The 14,935-nt window shown below is 63.6% G+C and carries 11 protein-coding genes; 7 read left to right on the top strand and 4 right to left on the bottom strand.

What is annotated here, in order from left to right:
* Positions 1–6 precede the first annotated feature (6 nt).
* From J2X42_RS22010 to J2X42_RS21990, 5 genes are read left to right on the top strand one after another with little or no spacing between them, the layout of a single operon-like run.
* The gene (locus J2X42_RS22010; protein ID WP_310168110.1) at positions 7–1,053 is read left to right on the top strand and encodes a transporter substrate-binding domain-containing protein; all 1,047 of its coding nucleotides are present in this window, start codon (positions 7–9) and stop codon (positions 1,051–1,053) included.
* Positions 1,050–2,183: an LLM class flavin-dependent oxidoreductase gene (locus J2X42_RS22005; protein WP_310168109.1), complete on the top strand. Its 1,134-nt coding sequence runs from the start codon at positions 1,050–1,052 to the stop codon at positions 2,181–2,183. The genes J2X42_RS22010 and J2X42_RS22005 overlap by 4 nt, the downstream gene beginning before the upstream one ends.
* Complete coding sequence (locus tag J2X42_RS22000) at positions 2,167–3,000, top strand: DUF1684 domain-containing protein (protein WP_310168108.1); 834 nt, start codon at positions 2,167–2,169, stop codon at positions 2,998–3,000. Before J2X42_RS22005 ends, J2X42_RS22000 begins: the two co-directional genes overlap by 17 nt.
* Complete coding sequence (locus J2X42_RS21995; RefSeq protein WP_310168107.1) at positions 2,997–4,088, top strand: LLM class flavin-dependent oxidoreductase; 1,092 nt, start codon at positions 2,997–2,999, stop codon at positions 4,086–4,088. Before J2X42_RS22000 ends, J2X42_RS21995 begins: the two co-directional genes overlap by 4 nt.
* 10 nt (positions 4,089–4,098) lie before the next feature.
* A complete protein-coding gene (locus J2X42_RS21990; RefSeq protein WP_310168106.1) occupies positions 4,099–5,475 on the top strand; it encodes an NtaA/DmoA family FMN-dependent monooxygenase in 1,377 nt (458 codons plus the stop codon).
* 1,957 nt (positions 5,476–7,432) lie between these two features.
* Here J2X42_RS21990 and J2X42_RS21985 read toward each other — a convergent pair.
* The 4 genes from J2X42_RS21985 to J2X42_RS21970 all read right to left on the bottom strand — a co-directional run bounded on the left by J2X42_RS21985 (position 7,433) and on the right by J2X42_RS21970 (position 12,254).
* Positions 7,433–7,711: a hypothetical protein gene (locus tag J2X42_RS21985; protein WP_310168105.1), complete on the bottom strand. Its 279-nt coding sequence runs from the start codon at positions 7,709–7,711 to the stop codon at positions 7,433–7,435.
* 211 nt (positions 7,712–7,922) lie between these two features.
* Complete coding sequence (locus J2X42_RS21980; RefSeq protein ID WP_310168104.1) at positions 7,923–8,159, bottom strand: hypothetical protein; 237 nt, start codon at positions 8,157–8,159, stop codon at positions 7,923–7,925.
* Between the two features lie 16 nt (positions 8,160–8,175).
* On the bottom strand, positions 8,176–9,987 hold the full coding sequence (locus tag J2X42_RS21975; protein WP_310168102.1) for an acetolactate synthase large subunit: 1,812 nt from the start codon (positions 9,985–9,987) through the stop codon (positions 8,176–8,178).
* 83 nt (positions 9,988–10,070) lie between these two features.
* Positions 10,071–12,254, bottom strand: a complete 2,184-nt coding sequence (locus J2X42_RS21970; RefSeq protein WP_396134129.1) for a transketolase-like TK C-terminal-containing protein — start codon at positions 12,252–12,254, stop codon at positions 10,071–10,073.
* A 450-nt stretch (positions 12,255–12,704) separates the two neighbouring features.
* Here J2X42_RS21970 and J2X42_RS21965 point away from each other — a divergent pair, with 450 nt between their 5' ends.
* Positions 12,705–13,649, top strand: a complete 945-nt coding sequence (locus J2X42_RS21965; protein ID WP_310168101.1) for an IclR family transcriptional regulator — start codon at positions 12,705–12,707, stop codon at positions 13,647–13,649.
* A complete protein-coding gene (locus J2X42_RS21960; protein WP_310168100.1) occupies positions 13,646–14,929 on the top strand; it encodes a pyridoxal-phosphate dependent enzyme in 1,284 nt (427 codons plus the stop codon). Before J2X42_RS21965 ends, J2X42_RS21960 begins: the two co-directional genes overlap by 4 nt.
* Positions 14,930–14,935 lie beyond the last annotated feature (6 nt).

Raw genomic sequence — 14,935 nt, 5'->3', positions numbered from 1 at the left:
CCCCGAATGGCATTTTTCACAGCCCGCAAGCCCGGCGCCGGCCGCGCCCGCTCCCTGGCGGCCCTGCCTGCCGTCGTCCTGCTGGGAACAGCGGCGCTGTCCGCCTGCTCGGACCCCGGCGCGGCCGCGTCCGGGGCGTCCGGCGCAGCCCAGACGACGGCGGCACGCAACGGCGTGGTCTACAACACCTCCCCGGACCAGCAGCGCATCCGCGCCGAAAAGGAGGACGCGCTCGCCGCCAAGGTTCCTGAGCTGATCGGCAAGGACGGCAAGCTGACCATTGCCACCACGGCGGGCTCCATTCCGCTGACCTTCCACGCCACGGACGACAAGACGCCGATCGGTGTGGAGCTGGACATCGCCCAGCTGGTGGCGGACAAGCTGGGGCTCGAACTCGACGTCCAGGTGACGTCCTGGGAGAACTGGCCGCTGAAGACGCAGTCCGGCGACTTTGAAGCGGTCTTCTCCAACGTGGGCGTCAACAAGGACCGCGTGAAGCTGTTCGACTTCGCCAGCTACCGGGCAGCGTACATGGGCTTCGAAGCTAAGAAATCCGCAAGCTATGACATCAAGGGCGCGGATGACATCTCCGGCCTGAAGGTGTCCGTAGGCTCGGGCACCAACCAGGAAAAGATCCTGCTGGCCTGGAACAAGGAACTGGAAGGCAAAGGCAAAGCCCCGGCCGTCCTGCAGTACTACTCCTCCGACGCGGACACCATCCTGGCACTCTCCTCCGGCCGGACCGACCTGAACATCGCCCCGTACCCGTCCACCGTGTACCGCGAAAACACCCGCGATGACCTCAAGGTGGTGGGCAAGGTCAACGCCGGCTGGCCGTCCGAAACCCTGGTGGCAGCCACAACGCTCCGGGGCAACGGCCTGGCACCCGCGATCACGGACGCACTGAACTCGGCCATCAAGGACGGCTCCTACGGCGAGGTGCTGGAACGCTGGGGCCTCTCCGAGGAAGCCCTGCCTGAATCCAAGACCATCACCGAGGAAAGCTTCGCCGCCGCCCAGGCCGGAGCAACCGCAACCGGGGCAGCCAAGTGAAGTTCCAGGTGCTGGACATCATTCCGCACCTGAAGAATCCGCTCACGGGGGAGATTGTCTCCACGGCGGACCGGCTCAACCAGGTGGTGGAAACAGCGCGCCGGGCGGAGGACCTCGGCTATGACGGCTTCTCGGTGGGGGAGCGGCATGCCGGGGAGTTCATCTCCTCCTCGCCCACCACGGTGCTTGCGGCGATCGCCGCCGTCACGGACCGGATCCGCCTGCAGAGCGGCGTCACCGTGCTGTCCGTGCTGGATCCCGTCCGGGTGGCCGAGGACTACGCCACCATCGACCAGCTGAGCCGCGGCCGGCTGGAGCTGGTGATCGGCAAGGGCAACGAGGTGCTGCAGTATCCGCTCTTCGGCCTGGACCTCGCGGACCAGTGGGACCTGCTGGCCGAGAAGTACGGACTGCTGCGGCGGCTCTGGCGGGAAGAAAACGTGACCTGGTCGGGCCGGTTCCGGGCCCCGCTCACGGAGCCCACCACCACCACGCCCCGGCCGTTCGACGGCCCGCTCCGGATTTGGCACGGGTCTGCCACAACCCTGACTTCGGCGGCGCTGGCAGCCCAGTGGGGAGACCCGCTGTTCACCGCCAACGCCATCCAGCCGCGGGAAAACTACCACGTGCTGATCCAGCACTACCGGGAAGAATACGAACGTCACGGCCATGATCCGAAGCAGCAGTACGTCGGTTCGGGCAGCGGTGCCGGCGGCGTGTTCATTGCCGGCACCACCCAGGAGGCCATCCGCCAGTTCGGGCCGGTCTACGAGGCGCTGACGGCAAACCGCAACGTGCCGGGCAACAACTCGCCGTTCCGCGACATCCAGCACGCAGTCGCCGAAGGGCCAGCGCTGGTGGGCAGCCCCGAGCAGGTCATCGACAAGATCCTCAGCTACCACGAGCTCTACGGCCACGACCTGCAGTCCATCTCGCTGCCCACCACACTGCCCTTCGAACAGCAGTTGGAGATCCTGGAACGGTTTGCCCTCGAAGTGGTTCCCGCCGTCCGGGCAGCGGCCCCCACCACGCTGTGGGAAGCCGAAGACCCTTACGGCAACCGTCCCGAATCAGCCCGCACCGGCGCCACCGAAAACACGAGCAGGAGCCCTTATGCCCACGCACACTGAAACAGCCCTCGAGTCCTTCGAATCCGACTGGCAGGACTGGCACGCTGCCCATGAGCGCCACCGCGCCCACCCGCATGGCTTCCTGGCGGTGACCCATCTGCACTGGCTGGGCAGCGAAGCCACCCGCCTGGAAGGTGCCCCGGGCACCTGGAGTGCGGATGCCGACGTCGTCCGCGTGGTCCTGGAGCCGGGCGAAAGCCTGCAGCGGGACGGCAAGGAACTGAACGGCGCGTCGGGGGCCACTCTCGAGTTTGGGCCCATCGAGGAGCGCGGCGGGATCAACCTGGCCTCCGGAGACACCGTCATCGAGGTGGCCAAGCGCGGCGGCGAGTACATTGTCCGTCCGCGGAACCCCGGGAACGGGCTCCTCCGCGCGTACCAGGGCACGCCAGCGTATACACCCAATGCCGCCTACGCCGTCCGCGGAACCTACGTGCCGTTCGAGGAGCCGCGGCCCACCACGGTGGGCGCCGCCGTCGAAGGCATCCAGCATGTCTACGAGGCACCGGGCGAGATCCGCTTCAAGCTGGCCGGCCAGGAGCTGGCGCTGACCGCGTTCAACGGCCACGCCCCGGGATCACTGTCCGTGCTGTTTACCGACCAGACCTCCGGCACAACCACCTACGCGGCCAACCGCTCCCTGTCGGTGGTCCCTGCGGCGGACGGGTCCGTGGAGCTGGACTTCAACCGCGCCGTGAACCTGCCCTGCGCCTACACCGACCTCGCCACCTGCCCGCTGCCGCCTGCGGAAAACCGCCTGCCGGTGGCGATCGAAGCCGGCGAGAAGATCCCCTACGAACGTCAGGACCAGCTGTGAGCACAACAGAAAAGCACGCCACCGAAGAGGGCCGCGCCGGGTTCCTGGCCATAGAACTCGACGGAGCCGGGTGGGATGGCGGGGACTTCGCAAGCCTCGCCGAGGCCGTCCTCGCCGCCGAATCCGCGGGTTTCCACGCTGCCACCTTCGCCGACGCGCCCGTTGCGGGCAGGACCAACGCCCTGCAGCGCGCCGCCTACGCCGGGCCGGTCACCCGGACCATCGCACTGGTTCCCGAAGTGGACACGGTGCACACGGAGCCGTTCCACGTCTCCACCCAGCTCGCGAGCCTGGACTACGTCTCCGGCGGCCGTGCCGGGTGGATCGCCACCGCGGCGGAATCACCGGAGGCGGCAGCCGCCGTCGGCCGCAGCAACGTGACCGGCGCCGCGCTTGCACAGGAGGCCGCCGCGTCGATTGAGGTTTCCCGCCGGCTGTGGGACTCCTGGGAGGACGACGCCGTCATCCGCGACGTCGCCACCGGCCGGTACATCGACGTGGACAAGCTGCACTATGCGGACTTTGAAACACCGGCGGATTTTGCCGGGACCGGTTACTCGGTCAAGGGCCCGTCCATCATTCCGCGGCCGCTGCAGGGGCAGCTGCCGGTGCTTGCTGCCGCGTCGCTGGTGGGCGAGGGGCAGGTCTCGGCGGACAGCGTTGACGCCGTGCTCGTCACCGCACCGACGCCGGAACTGCTCGCCGCCGAGGTGCGCGATGTGCGTGCCCGGGTTGGGGCGTCCGTGGCTGTGATCGCCGAGCTCGACGTCGTCCTGGACTCCCGCGGGCAGCCTGCGGTTGAGCGTCAGATCGGGTTCGACGGCGGCCGCGCACGGTACGCCGGCACTGCTGCCGGCCTTGCGGACCTCCTGGAGTCCCTCCTGGTGGAGGCCGACGGCGTCCGCCTCCACCCGGCGTCGCTCGCGGTGGAACTGGACGAACTTTCCCGGCTGGTCCTGCCGGAACTGCGGCGCCGCGGCGCCTTGCGTGCCCCGGTCCTTGACGGCACGTTCCGCGACCTGCTGGGACTTGGGCGCCCGGCCAGCCGCTACGCAGACTTGTCCGCGGCCATTGCCGCAGGAAACTAAGGGGAAGACCATGACACAGCACAACCGTGCCAAATCCGACGTTTTTGTGCCGACGGGCAAGCTCCAGTTCGGCGTCTTTTTCCAGGGCGTCAACTCCGGAACCATCTGGAAGGCAGCCGAGTCCGGTTCGCAGACCGACTTCGAATCGTTCCGCCGGATTGCGCAGACGGCCGAGCGGGGGCTGTTCGCCGCGTTCTTCCTGGGCGAAGGCCTCCGCCTGCGGGAACACCTCGGCAGGCCGCACGCTCTGGACGTGGTGGGCCGGCCGGACGCGCAGACCATGCTCGCGGCGCTGGCTTCGGTGACCACAAACATCGGGCTGGTGGCCACCCAGAACACCACATACAACGACCCCGCCGACCTGGCGCACCGGCTGGCATCGCTTGACCTGATCTCCGGTGGCCGTGCCGCGTGGAACATCGTGACCACGGACAACGCCTGGACCGGTGCCAACTTCCGGCGCGGCGGATACCTGGACCACGCAGACCGTTACAGGCACGCCGAAGCTTTCGTGGAGACGGCCAAGCGCATCTGGGATTCCTGGGAAACCGCGGACGGCCCCGCTCGCCGTGTGCTGCACGAAGGGCAGCACTACACGGTGGACGTGACTCCGCGGCTGCCTCGCAGCGCGCAGTACCGGCCCGTGCTCTTCCAGGCAGGCGACTCCCCGGAAGGCCGGGACTTTGCTGCCCGCCAGGCGGATGTCATCTTCTCGGCCCACCCGAAGTTCGATGCCGCCGTCGAGTTCCGCAAGGACCTCGTGGCACGCTCGCTTGCGGCCGGGCGTGGAGCAAACGCAGTGCAGATCATGCCGGCCAGCGAATTCATCCTGGCACCCACCGCCGAAGAGGCTTTGGAGAAGAAAGAGTGGGTGCGGAGCCTGCAGATCGGGCCGCAGCAGGCGGTGGCGTACCTCGAGCAGTTCTGGGGCCGAGAGCTCTCCGCATACGATCCCGACGGCCCGCTGCCGGAGATCGACCCTGTGGTGGAGGAGACCTCCGAGACGCGCGGCAGCGGATTCCACGGTGCCAAGGCCCGCCAGCTGGCTGACCAGTGGCGGGCGGAGGCCAAGGATAAGGGCCTGTCGATCCGGCAGTTCGTCACCTCCCGCACCGCCCGCGTGGACGCCACCTTCACGGGCTCGTACTCCGCGGTGGCGGACCAGCTGGCAGAGTACGCACGGGTTGGCGCCGTGGACGGCTTCAACATCTCGCCATGGCTGGTCCCTTCCGGCCTGGACGACATCGTGAACCACCTGGTGCCGGAACTGCAGGAACGCGGCGTCTACCCGACGGGGTACCGGGGCAGCACCCTGCGTGAAAACCTGGGCCTGGAAACCCCCGTGCACACTGCTGACGAAGCCGCCGAAGCGGTCCGCGCCTCATGAGTACGGACCGCCCCGGCGGGTGGCTGCGGCGCTGGTTCCTTACCGCTCGGCGCAGCTTTCTCGGAGTGTTCGACGGCGGCGGCGCTGGGGACGCTGCCGCCGTGCGTTCACAGGGGAGTGTGCAGCTGCAACTGACGGTGTGGGAGCAGCGGCTGTAAGAGTTTGTTGCGTGGCTTCACCCGGCGGGGGCGCCGGGTGAAGCGTTTGCGCTCGTGCCGGGATCCCGGCCGCCAAAATGTGTCAGGTTGAAGTCTAGGAATGGCACAAGGCGTGTTCAAAACACGGGGGAACGGACCCTATTCTTACGGTTTTTCAGGCGCGGCCTGACGTCAGGTTGGGGTGTGCTTCACCTTGGTAGGCCCGTAGAGCACCTGAAGCTGCAAATAACGAGTGCCGATCATCAGGGTTGAGTTCACGATTTCCGGCGGATAGTACGAACCTGCCAGCCGTCCTCCCGGCGGTATGTTCGTCCACCTGTCCCATAGGCCAGCTTCACCTGGAGCATGCTTTGGTCCGAAGTCAGGTCTTCAATCACTCCTCGTGTAATGGCTCGGCGGTCATCGAGCACCTCAATCTCATCACCGAGTCTGAGCCCGTTCCAATCGAAGATTTTGATGGGGGTTCTGCTATCCGAAACTGATGGCGGTCCAGAGCTGGTGACCACCCGCGTTTTTTCTGATGAAAGCAAAGCCAGATCGCGGGCAACAGCTTTCTGGGCCTATATACGACTTATGTAAGCATCACCCTTAGAATTCCTTGGATACCTCGGGGCCTGGCGAACCTTGTCTCCGGTCCTACTGGACGAAAGTGGGTCGTAAAAGACCACGTCCACGCTTTGCCGGCCACTGTCCACGCCTGGAGATAGAGGTATCTGGTCAGGGTGGGTGTCAGCTTCGTCAGGACGTGGGAGGACAGTTGGATACATGACGCCAAGGACAACCACAACACCGTCTGACTGGAAGTGCTGTTGCGCTCCAGGGCTGGCGAGGGGTCCGCGCGTGTCTTCGTCAGCGGACTGCTGTCTTCCAGTAAGGGGCTTCACTTCCTGCCCTCCAGCTGCTTGATGGTGATTACTCACAAAGGTTCTGTTTCGTCAGCGTGGGTGTACGTCAACCGGTAGCTGGCGCCGCCGAAGAATTTATGTGGTCCTACTTCGGATGAGGACGGCCGCCAGGTGCTCCATCGGACTCTGCCAACCCATGATCTCGAGAGGTCACCGCCTGGAGTCGAGCGTGTCTTCGAGTACTCAAAGAAGAGCGCTTCTGATCCTCATAGGGGGTTACCAGACCCCCGTGGGCATTGGGCGGTTTGGTCTGGCAAGGACCGCCGGCTGGCCGTCACAAGCCCCGAGTGGCGCCACGGCATTGCCACCATGATGCTCCGGGCCGCCTATCGGCTGCCCCTAACAGAAACAGCACCAGAAGACATACCGCCATGGCGGCCGCGGCGCGGGTGAGGAACTCTCCAAACGTCGGACCTTTCTCGTCAGGCACGACCTCGGCATAGTCCAAGCGAGTGTGGTCATCGACGGCCACATGTACGTAAACCAAAACCCAGTTGCTGGGCCGAGGCGCGACGGTTGGCGCGGTTCTGTGCCGGATCGGCCCACCAGCCGCCGCCCTCGGGGATACCTCCAAGTTTCTTGACCGCCGATGTGGATCATGTCCGCCGCAGCGTCCCGTTCGTAGCGGCAGTCGATTGGCCCGTGAGTCCCGGATCCGGTCCCAGGTGATCGGGTCGAGGTCCCACAGCCGCTGCATTCCCGCCCTGGCAAGGATCCTGGAGACGGTCCGGGCGCTGGTTCCGCAAACGCAGTGCCAGATCATATTGCGCCGAAACTTGACCGTTTTCATCGCGGAGGACGAAGCTGTTCTGGTCAGTCCAGGCTTCGCAGGTTGACGAAGTCCGCTGCAAGTACCTCCCGCCTAAGCCATCGGTGGTCACACGGGCGTACGCTTCAGAAACTTCCGTTTTGCGGGTGAGAATTCGTTTGCTGTTCAACCCAAGCCTGGAAACCGTAGGCTCGTTCGAAGAGTCTACGGTGCTCGGGACCCTCCTGGGCGATCCACAGCGCCTCCTGATCTGGCGTCACATCATCGACAATTCCACGTCTGACAACTACTCCGTCGCGGATGATGGTGACGAATTGCCCAACCAGAAGCAGCCAGTTGGGGCAGTGGCGAAGGACCAACGGTTCCTTCCAGCGTGCGGGCTCTGTCTCGTCAGCAAACTCCATGAGTATCAGTCGACACAGTCCGGCCAGATCAAGTCCCGACTTCCGTCGAACAACGGCAAATGCTCCTCTTGCCTTCTGCTGGCAATCGAGATTGTTCTGTCGGGTGCCGGCCAGAGCTGCTGCCGGCTTCGAGTGCCAGACTGCGGTCCTGGAGCTGCGCTGGACCCACGGGCAGGCCAGAGGCGTTCATCACGTGGCGATGCGATTCTTTTCATTTTTCGGAACCAGCCTTGCGAATGGTGTTGTGATCGTTGTCCGGACGTCCTAGCCACTGTGTTGGGGATCCCTCGCGTGCCGGCATCACGTTGCCCTGACTAACGAACGTCGCAGTTTGCTCGCTTTCTTGGGCGGCGTCATTGAGGTCCACCCACCAGCCACTGCGGGGACAGTGGTCGCCGGTCCTGGAGACCAGTTCCCAGTTGCCCTTGGCGATGCGCTGTTGGTTCATTTGCCTCCGGGCTTCGTTAGAGATCATCGTCCACTCCGGTAAACAAGGGCCTCAGGTTCCGTGCGGCCATGATCTCGTCGTTACTTGTGCCCGAGGGGACCATGGGCCAGACCATGGCTTGGTCGCTGACAATGAAGTCAATCACCACGGGGCGGTCATTGATGCTGCGTGCGCGGCTGATGGTCGTGTGAATATCCTCGGGTCGTTCGCAGCGCAGCCCGGCGCAGCCTAAGGCTTCTGCGTAACGGACGAAATCGGGAAGGCGTTGGGCGTGGGTGCCCAAATCGACTTGTGTGTGCCGTTCGTCGTAGTGGATCGTCTGGAGTTGCCTAACCATGCCAAGTGTGCCGTTGTTGATGATGGCGACTTTAATTGGGATCTTCTCGATTGCCGCTGTAGCCAGCTCACGTGCGGTCATTTGGAAACAGCCGTCCCCGTCGATTGCCCAGACTTCGCGATGCGGGAGGGCTAGTTTTGCTCCTATGGCGGCGGGGATGGCGTATCCCATGGTGCCGAGGCCTCCGGAGTTGAGCCACGTGCGGGCAGCCTCAAAGCGGATGTGGTGCGCTGCCCACATCTGGTGCTGCCCTACCCCGGCGGTGTAGATCGCCTCCGGTCCCGCCGCTTTACCGATGGCCTCGATGACCGGCTGAGGCGCCATGAGTTCCTCCGAGGATGTTCCGAGGGAGAAATCGTCATAGGCGGCACGGAGCCGTTCTAGGAAGCCTCGCCACCCGGAGAGATCGGGTAGGGCGTGCTCCACTCGCCTTTCACGAATTTCCTCGTTAAGCGCTGAGAGCACGTGTTTACAGTCACCGACGATTCCGACGTCGGCACGCCGGTTCTTCCCGATTTCTGCCGGATCTATGTCGACATGGACAACGCGGGCACGGGTGGCGAAGGTTTCAGGTTTCCCTGTGACTCTGTCGTCGAAGCGGGCTCCCAGCGTGACCAGCAGGTCGCTGCGTTGCATTGCTGCGACGGCCGCCACTGTCCCGTGCATACCTGGCATCCCAAGATGCAGGTTGTGGCTGTCGGGAAAGGCTCCCCTGGCCATCAGTGTTGTTACGACCGGTATGCCGGTTAGTTCCGCGAACTCAAGGAGCTCCGGGGAGGCGTTACTCTTTATTACGCCTCCACCGACGTAAAGGACAGGTGACTTCGCCTGGCAGATGAGTCCTGCAGCCTCGCGGATTTTCGAGTGCGGGGGAGATGCTGGCACCGAGTATCCGGGCAAATCCATCCGTGGAGGCCAGATGAAGCTGACCGGTTCCTGCAGTACGTCCTTGGGAATGTCGACGACTACCACCCCTTGCCTGCCCGTGGAAGCAACATGGAAGGCTTCCGCAAGAGCCCGGGGGATGTCACTGGCGCGTGTGACTTGGAATCCGTGCTTGGTGACGGACATGGTCATGCCAAGAATGTCGGCTTCCTGGAACGCGTCCTTGCCTATCAGTGAGCTGCTGACCTGGGCTGTAATGGCGACCAGCGGGACGGAATCCATATGCGCATCGGCGAGGGGAGTGAGGAGGTTGGTGGCTCCCGGTCCTGAGGTTGCCATGCACACGCCAACCCGCCCGCTGGCTTGTGCATAACCGGAAGCTGCATGTCCGGCGTCTTGTTCGTGGCGTACGAGAATATGACGGATGCGCGTGGACAGCATGAGGGGATCGTAGATCGGCAGGATGGCCCCACCGGGAATGCCGAAGACCACGTCCACCCCAAGCTCTTCCAGGGACCAGATGACGGATGTCGCGCCGGTTCCTGATCGTGGTGCAGGGCCTGCTCGTCGTTGTTCAGGCTCGGCGACTCGTGCCTGGGTTTGCATTAGAACTGTCCTTGGTTTCGTTTTTTCAGCCGGCCGGCGGTTGGGCCGGTAGGGGGTGTAATGGGCGGCCACGGTTGGCCTTCTTATCGGGTAGGCGTTTGAAAGGGGAGTCGATCTTCTGTGTGGCCCGTCAGGTCAAGCGCGGCCGCTACTATCGAAGCCGTGTCGATGTGGTGGATGCGGTACGCATCTTCGAGGTCACTGGACTGCCCGAACCCCTTCACTCCAAGGCAACGGATGGGATCCCCTCTCAGGCCCGCCAAGAATGAGAGCGTATGAGGGTGTCCGTCAAGGACTGTCACCAACGGGGTCCTTCTGGAGGGTGGAAACAGAATGTCCGCTATGCCGCTCCGGCTGGTCATCTCCACGCTGCCGCGGTCCTGCATTGAGCGGAAGATCAGGTCCGGGCTTGTCAGGCAGATGACCCCGGCACGTACTCCGTGCTTCCCCAACTGCCGGGCCGCTTCGATGACTTCGGGCATGATGGCACCGACGCCAACGAGTGTGACGTCTTCGCCAGGCGCGGAAATGAGGCGGTATCCGCCAGCCACCACGTGCGCCCGCCGGCGTTCCCGGAGAACGGGGTCCTCGGGAAGAGCTGCGAGGTCCTGATTGAGCGGACGTGTCGTGAGCCTGAAGTAAGCAGATGACCCGTCAGGTTTGCCGATGGCGGACATGGCCTCGAGCATGCACCACTCCAGATCCTGGGCAAAGGCGGGCTCCCATGCCACGCATCCGGGCTGCTCCAACCCAATGGAAGGAGTTGTGATGGACTGATGCGCGCCACCTTCGGGAGCGAGCGTGACGCCGGAAGGAGTTCCCACGAGGATGGACTGTCCGCCGGAGTAGATGCCGTAGGACCACGGCTCAAGTGCGCGGGAGACAAAGGGGTCGTAGATCGTGGCAATTGGGATCAGGGGTTGTCCCCACCGGCTCCATGTCGCCCCGAGCTCTCCTGCCATGCATACGAGGTTTACTTCAGCGATCCCAAGTTCGATGTGCTGTCCGGTAACCCGCTCGGACCACTTGAGGACCCGCTCCTTATCGTCGGCGAACCAGTCCCTCCTGTCATTGACTGACCAGACGCCGGTTTTGTTGATCCACCCTCCAAGGTTCGTTGACGATGCAACGTCGGGGCTGCACGTGACAATCCGTTCAGATACTTCCGGGGCGCCGCGGTGGATATCGGAGAGAAAGCGTCCAAGGGCAGCCTGTGTCGAGATTGTCTGCTTGTAGTGCCAGGGAAGTTCCTTGGGGACTTTGGCTGGTTCCGCTACGGCGTGTTCTGGTCGGCGCAGTGCCTCGGCGCGGGTTCGGCAGAGGGCCGCTTCAGGTGTTGAGGAGGAGAAGCGTTCCCAAGGGTTCTCGAGGCTGGTGCCCGATTGCTGTGCCAGAAGATGCATCTGGGCCTCTGTGAGCAACGCCGAGTGGTTGTTCGGGTGGCCTTCTGTAGCGAGGCCTTTGCCTTTCACCGTGTAAGCAAAGATTACGGTTGGGCGGTGATCATCCACGGTTGCATAGGTGTCCAGCAACAGGCCGATGTCGTGACCTCCGAGGTCACGGAGGTCAGTCGCGAGTTCCGCATCGCTGAGCTGTTCCAAGAGATCGTTGATTGCCTGGCCGTCGTGATTGGCCAGGATGCGGGATCTGATTTCCTCCTGGGGGCTGCGGAGTATCCGTTGGTACTCTTCATTGGGCATTGATTCCAGCAGCTCTTGAAAGGCTTCTCCGCCCGGACGGGCGAAAATTTCGGAGATCTTCCGGCCCCATTTGCAGGTGAGTACCTGCCAGCCCGCGGCCGAAAACATCCCTTGAAGTCGTGCAATCTGCATCTCGGGTACGACTCTGTCGAGGGACTGACGGTTCAAATCGACAATCCAGAGAAGCTCCCCAAGTTTTGAAACAGACGGGTCGGCGACGGCCTCCCAGATAGCTCCTTCATCCAACTCCGCGTCTCCCAGCAGGCTGATGAACCGGCCGGCCCTTCGAGTATCCGGGAACCGGTCCCGGATGTAGCGGTGCCCGAAGGCCGCCCACAGGGGAGCGGTTGCCCCGATGCCTACCGAACCAGTGGAGAAGTCGACAGTGTCGGGGTCCTTCTCCCGGCTCGGGTAACTTTGGAGCCCACCCTTCTCCCGAAGGCGCGTCAGATACGATTCATCCAGCTCACCGAGGAGATAGTTGATGGCGTGCAACACGGGCGACGCGTGCGGTTTAACCGACACCCGATCAAGGTTTGTGAGTTCCGAGAACCACAGTGAGGTCATGATGTCCACCATGGAGGCGCTTGACGCCTGGTGTCCGCCCACCTTTACCCCGGACAGGTTGGGCCTGCCTCGGTTAGCGGCATCAACAATGGCCGTTGACGTCCAAAGAACCCGCTGGGCGATTGCACACAGAAGATTATGGTCGGGAGCGTCAGGCGACGGCTCCGATCCTGCAATGGCAGTTGTACTCGAATGTAACTGCGAGGCGTTCTGTGTCACGACTACGTCTTTCCTAGGTGGTTCTCTTGTCTGGTGGGTTGCCTGCACAGAACCATCGCAGCTTCGCCTCCTGCGAAGCCGTATGCAGCGAAAGCGATGGTGAGCTGAACTGAACAACATTGATTCTTGTTCCGTATATCGGTTTCTTGATCCTTTTTCCGGAACATTCCCAGATTCCACCTTTTAATCCTCGCTGTCAAGGGTTGATCGCGGACACCCGCCCGGGGAAGGATGCAGAAGGCGAAGCTAGAAGCCTTGGGAGAACCTTTGATGCGTCTCACCTTCAGGCCATCCCGTCGCAATTATTGTGCGTGCCGATATTCGGTGTACTGTTGCTTTATGCGGACTTCCGGATATACAGCGCCTGACCCTATCGCCTCGTTGGAGACTGCGCGCCGGGGGTCGTTGCAGTCTGTGGAGCGGGCGATCAGTGTGTTGGATTGTTTTGGGCCTGATACGCCGAGTTTGGGTGCGACGGAGATGGCACGGCGGTTGGGGTTGGGTAAGACGGTGGTGTTCCGGATTGCCCAGACGTTGGCCGCTGCGGGGTTCCTGGAGCGGGAGCCGGATGGGAAGTACCGGATCGGGTTGCATGCCTTTGAGGTGGGCAGTCTGTATCCGTTGCATCGGGCGTTGGAGGAAGCGGCGATGGGGCCGATGCGGTCCCTGGCGGCCCGTACCTCCCACACCGTGTATTTGGGTGTGCTGCACGGCCGTTACATCACGTACTTGTCAGCTGTTGAGGCGCCCGGTCCGATCCAGATCCGTGCCACGCCCGGGACCCGGACGTACGCCCATGCCACGGCGATGGGCACCATCCTGTTGGCGCACCTGCCGCCGGAGGAAGCCCGTGAGCTGCTCTCCCGGGAACCGCTCGAACGGGTGTCCCCGAACACGGTCACCGATGTCGAGGTGATCATGGGCCGTCTGGAACGGGCACGCGAGACCGGGTCGGCGGTGAACAGCGGGGAACACTACGAGGCCGTGGGTTCCATCGCAGCCCCGGTGCTGGGCCCGCTGGGCAGGCCGGTAGCCGCGGTGAGCAACGGCTTCGCGATCGGCCTGGTCAGCGCCACCGAACTGCAGGAAATGACCCATGACGTGATCGACTGCGCCGCCGAAATCAGCGGCGCGTTCATCCGCCAAAACCACCACGATGTGAGGAAAGTACTTTGAAAACCCGATTCGACAGAGTCCTTGAAACAGCGGCGCTTCCCGCGGCGTCCCTGCGCGTCCGGTGTGTGCGCTGCGCAGCTGAGCCCGCTGAGGATGCCATCTTTGAAGGCTGCCACCAGTGCCGGCGTGAGGGGTTCCGTGCCAACTACGAGCTCGCCGAAGACCCGCACCGGACTTTCGCTGTCCCGGCCCAGGATGACCGGGCCGGCGGGATCTGGCGGTGGAGGGAAAACCTTCCTCCGCTGCCGGGAAACTGCGAAATCACCCTGGGTGAAGGAAACACCCCGCTGCTTGCCCTTGAACGCGCCGGCGGCAGGATCTACCTCAAGGACGAATCACAGAACCCGACGTGGTCCCATAAAGACCGGCTCTGCGCAGTGGCAGCATCCCACGCGGCCTCCACCGGGGCCAGAGTCACGGTTGTTTCCTCCAGCGGCAACCATGCTTTGTCCGCCGCCGCCTATGCAGCGCGGGCCGGCCTGCCCTGTGTTGTCATCACCCATGAAGGAATGCCGGCCCCGGTCAGGTCCGCCGTGACAGCCTACGGCGCCCATCTTGTCATCGTCCCTGGAGAACGCCGCTGGGACCTTGTGGAACGGTCAGTGCACGAACTGGGATGGTACCCGTTCTCGAACTTCACAGCCCCCGCGACCGGAAACCCGATCGCCCTCGAGGGCTATAAGACCATCGCGTTCGAGCTCGCCGAACAACTCGGCTGGAAAGCCCCGACGTCGGTCATCGTGCCCACCGGATACGCCGAAGCGCTCTGCGGGATCTGGCGCGGCTTCAAAGAAATGCACGCCGCCGGGACCATAGCGACCCTGCCGAAAATGATCAGCGTTGAACCTGCCGTCTCGGCCCCGCTGCACAACAGCATCGCACAGCAACTCCACGACCCGGCCCCCGTTCACGGTGGCAAAAGCCTGGCCAGCTCCATCAACGTCAAGGTCACCAGCGTCCATGCCCTCATGACCATCGAGGAATCACAAGGACACGCCCTGGCCGTGAGCGAAACGGACATCCTCACCGGCCACCACGAACTGGCCGGCCACGGCTTCTACGTCGAGAACGCCTCCGCAACCTCCTACGCCGGGCTCCTTCACGCCGAAGCCAACGGACTGGACCTGGGCGAAGACCCCGTCCTGATCTCAACCTCGACCGGCATCAAAGACGCCACCAGCCGCCAGAACACGCCCCCTTCAACCCTGGACGGCACCTGGCAAACCTTCCTTGACACCCTCCCGGAGCAGCTATTGCTGCGCCCGGCCTACAACCAGTAAAAACAA

The organism is Arthrobacter sp. BE255, assembly GCF_031457335.1.
In the GTDB taxonomy this organism is placed as follows: domain Bacteria; phylum Actinomycetota; class Actinomycetes; order Actinomycetales; family Micrococcaceae; genus Arthrobacter.
This window is presented reverse-complemented; position numbering and strand designations above follow the sequence as displayed.

What these genes read in the sequence shown, in the direction of transcription:
- J2X42_RS21970 (WP_396134129.1), bottom strand. Translation starts at nt 12,254, where the DNA reads ATGACCTCACTGTGGTTCTCGGAACTCACAAACCTTGATCGGGTGTCG.
- J2X42_RS21980 (WP_310168104.1), bottom strand. Translation starts at nt 8,159, where the DNA reads ATGAACCAACAGCGCATCGCCAAGGGCAACTGGGAACTGGTCTCCAGG.
- J2X42_RS22010 (WP_310168110.1), top strand. Translation starts at nt 7, where the DNA reads ATGGCATTTTTCACAGCCCGCAAGCCCGGCGCCGGCCGCGCCCGCTCC.
- J2X42_RS21985 (WP_310168105.1), bottom strand. Translation starts at nt 7,711, where the DNA reads ATGGAGTTTGCTGACGAGACAGAGCCCGCACGCTGGAAGGAACCGTTG.
- J2X42_RS22000 (WP_310168108.1), top strand. Translation starts at nt 2,167, where the DNA reads ATGCCCACGCACACTGAAACAGCCCTCGAGTCCTTCGAATCCGACTGG.
- J2X42_RS21990 (WP_310168106.1), top strand. Translation starts at nt 4,099, where the DNA reads ATGACACAGCACAACCGTGCCAAATCCGACGTTTTTGTGCCGACGGGC.
- J2X42_RS21975 (WP_310168102.1), bottom strand. Translation starts at nt 9,987, where the DNA reads ATGCAAACCCAGGCACGAGTCGCCGAGCCTGAACAACGACGAGCAGGC.
- J2X42_RS21965 (WP_310168101.1), top strand. Translation starts at nt 12,705, where the DNA reads ATGCAGAAGGCGAAGCTAGAAGCCTTGGGAGAACCTTTGATGCGTCTC.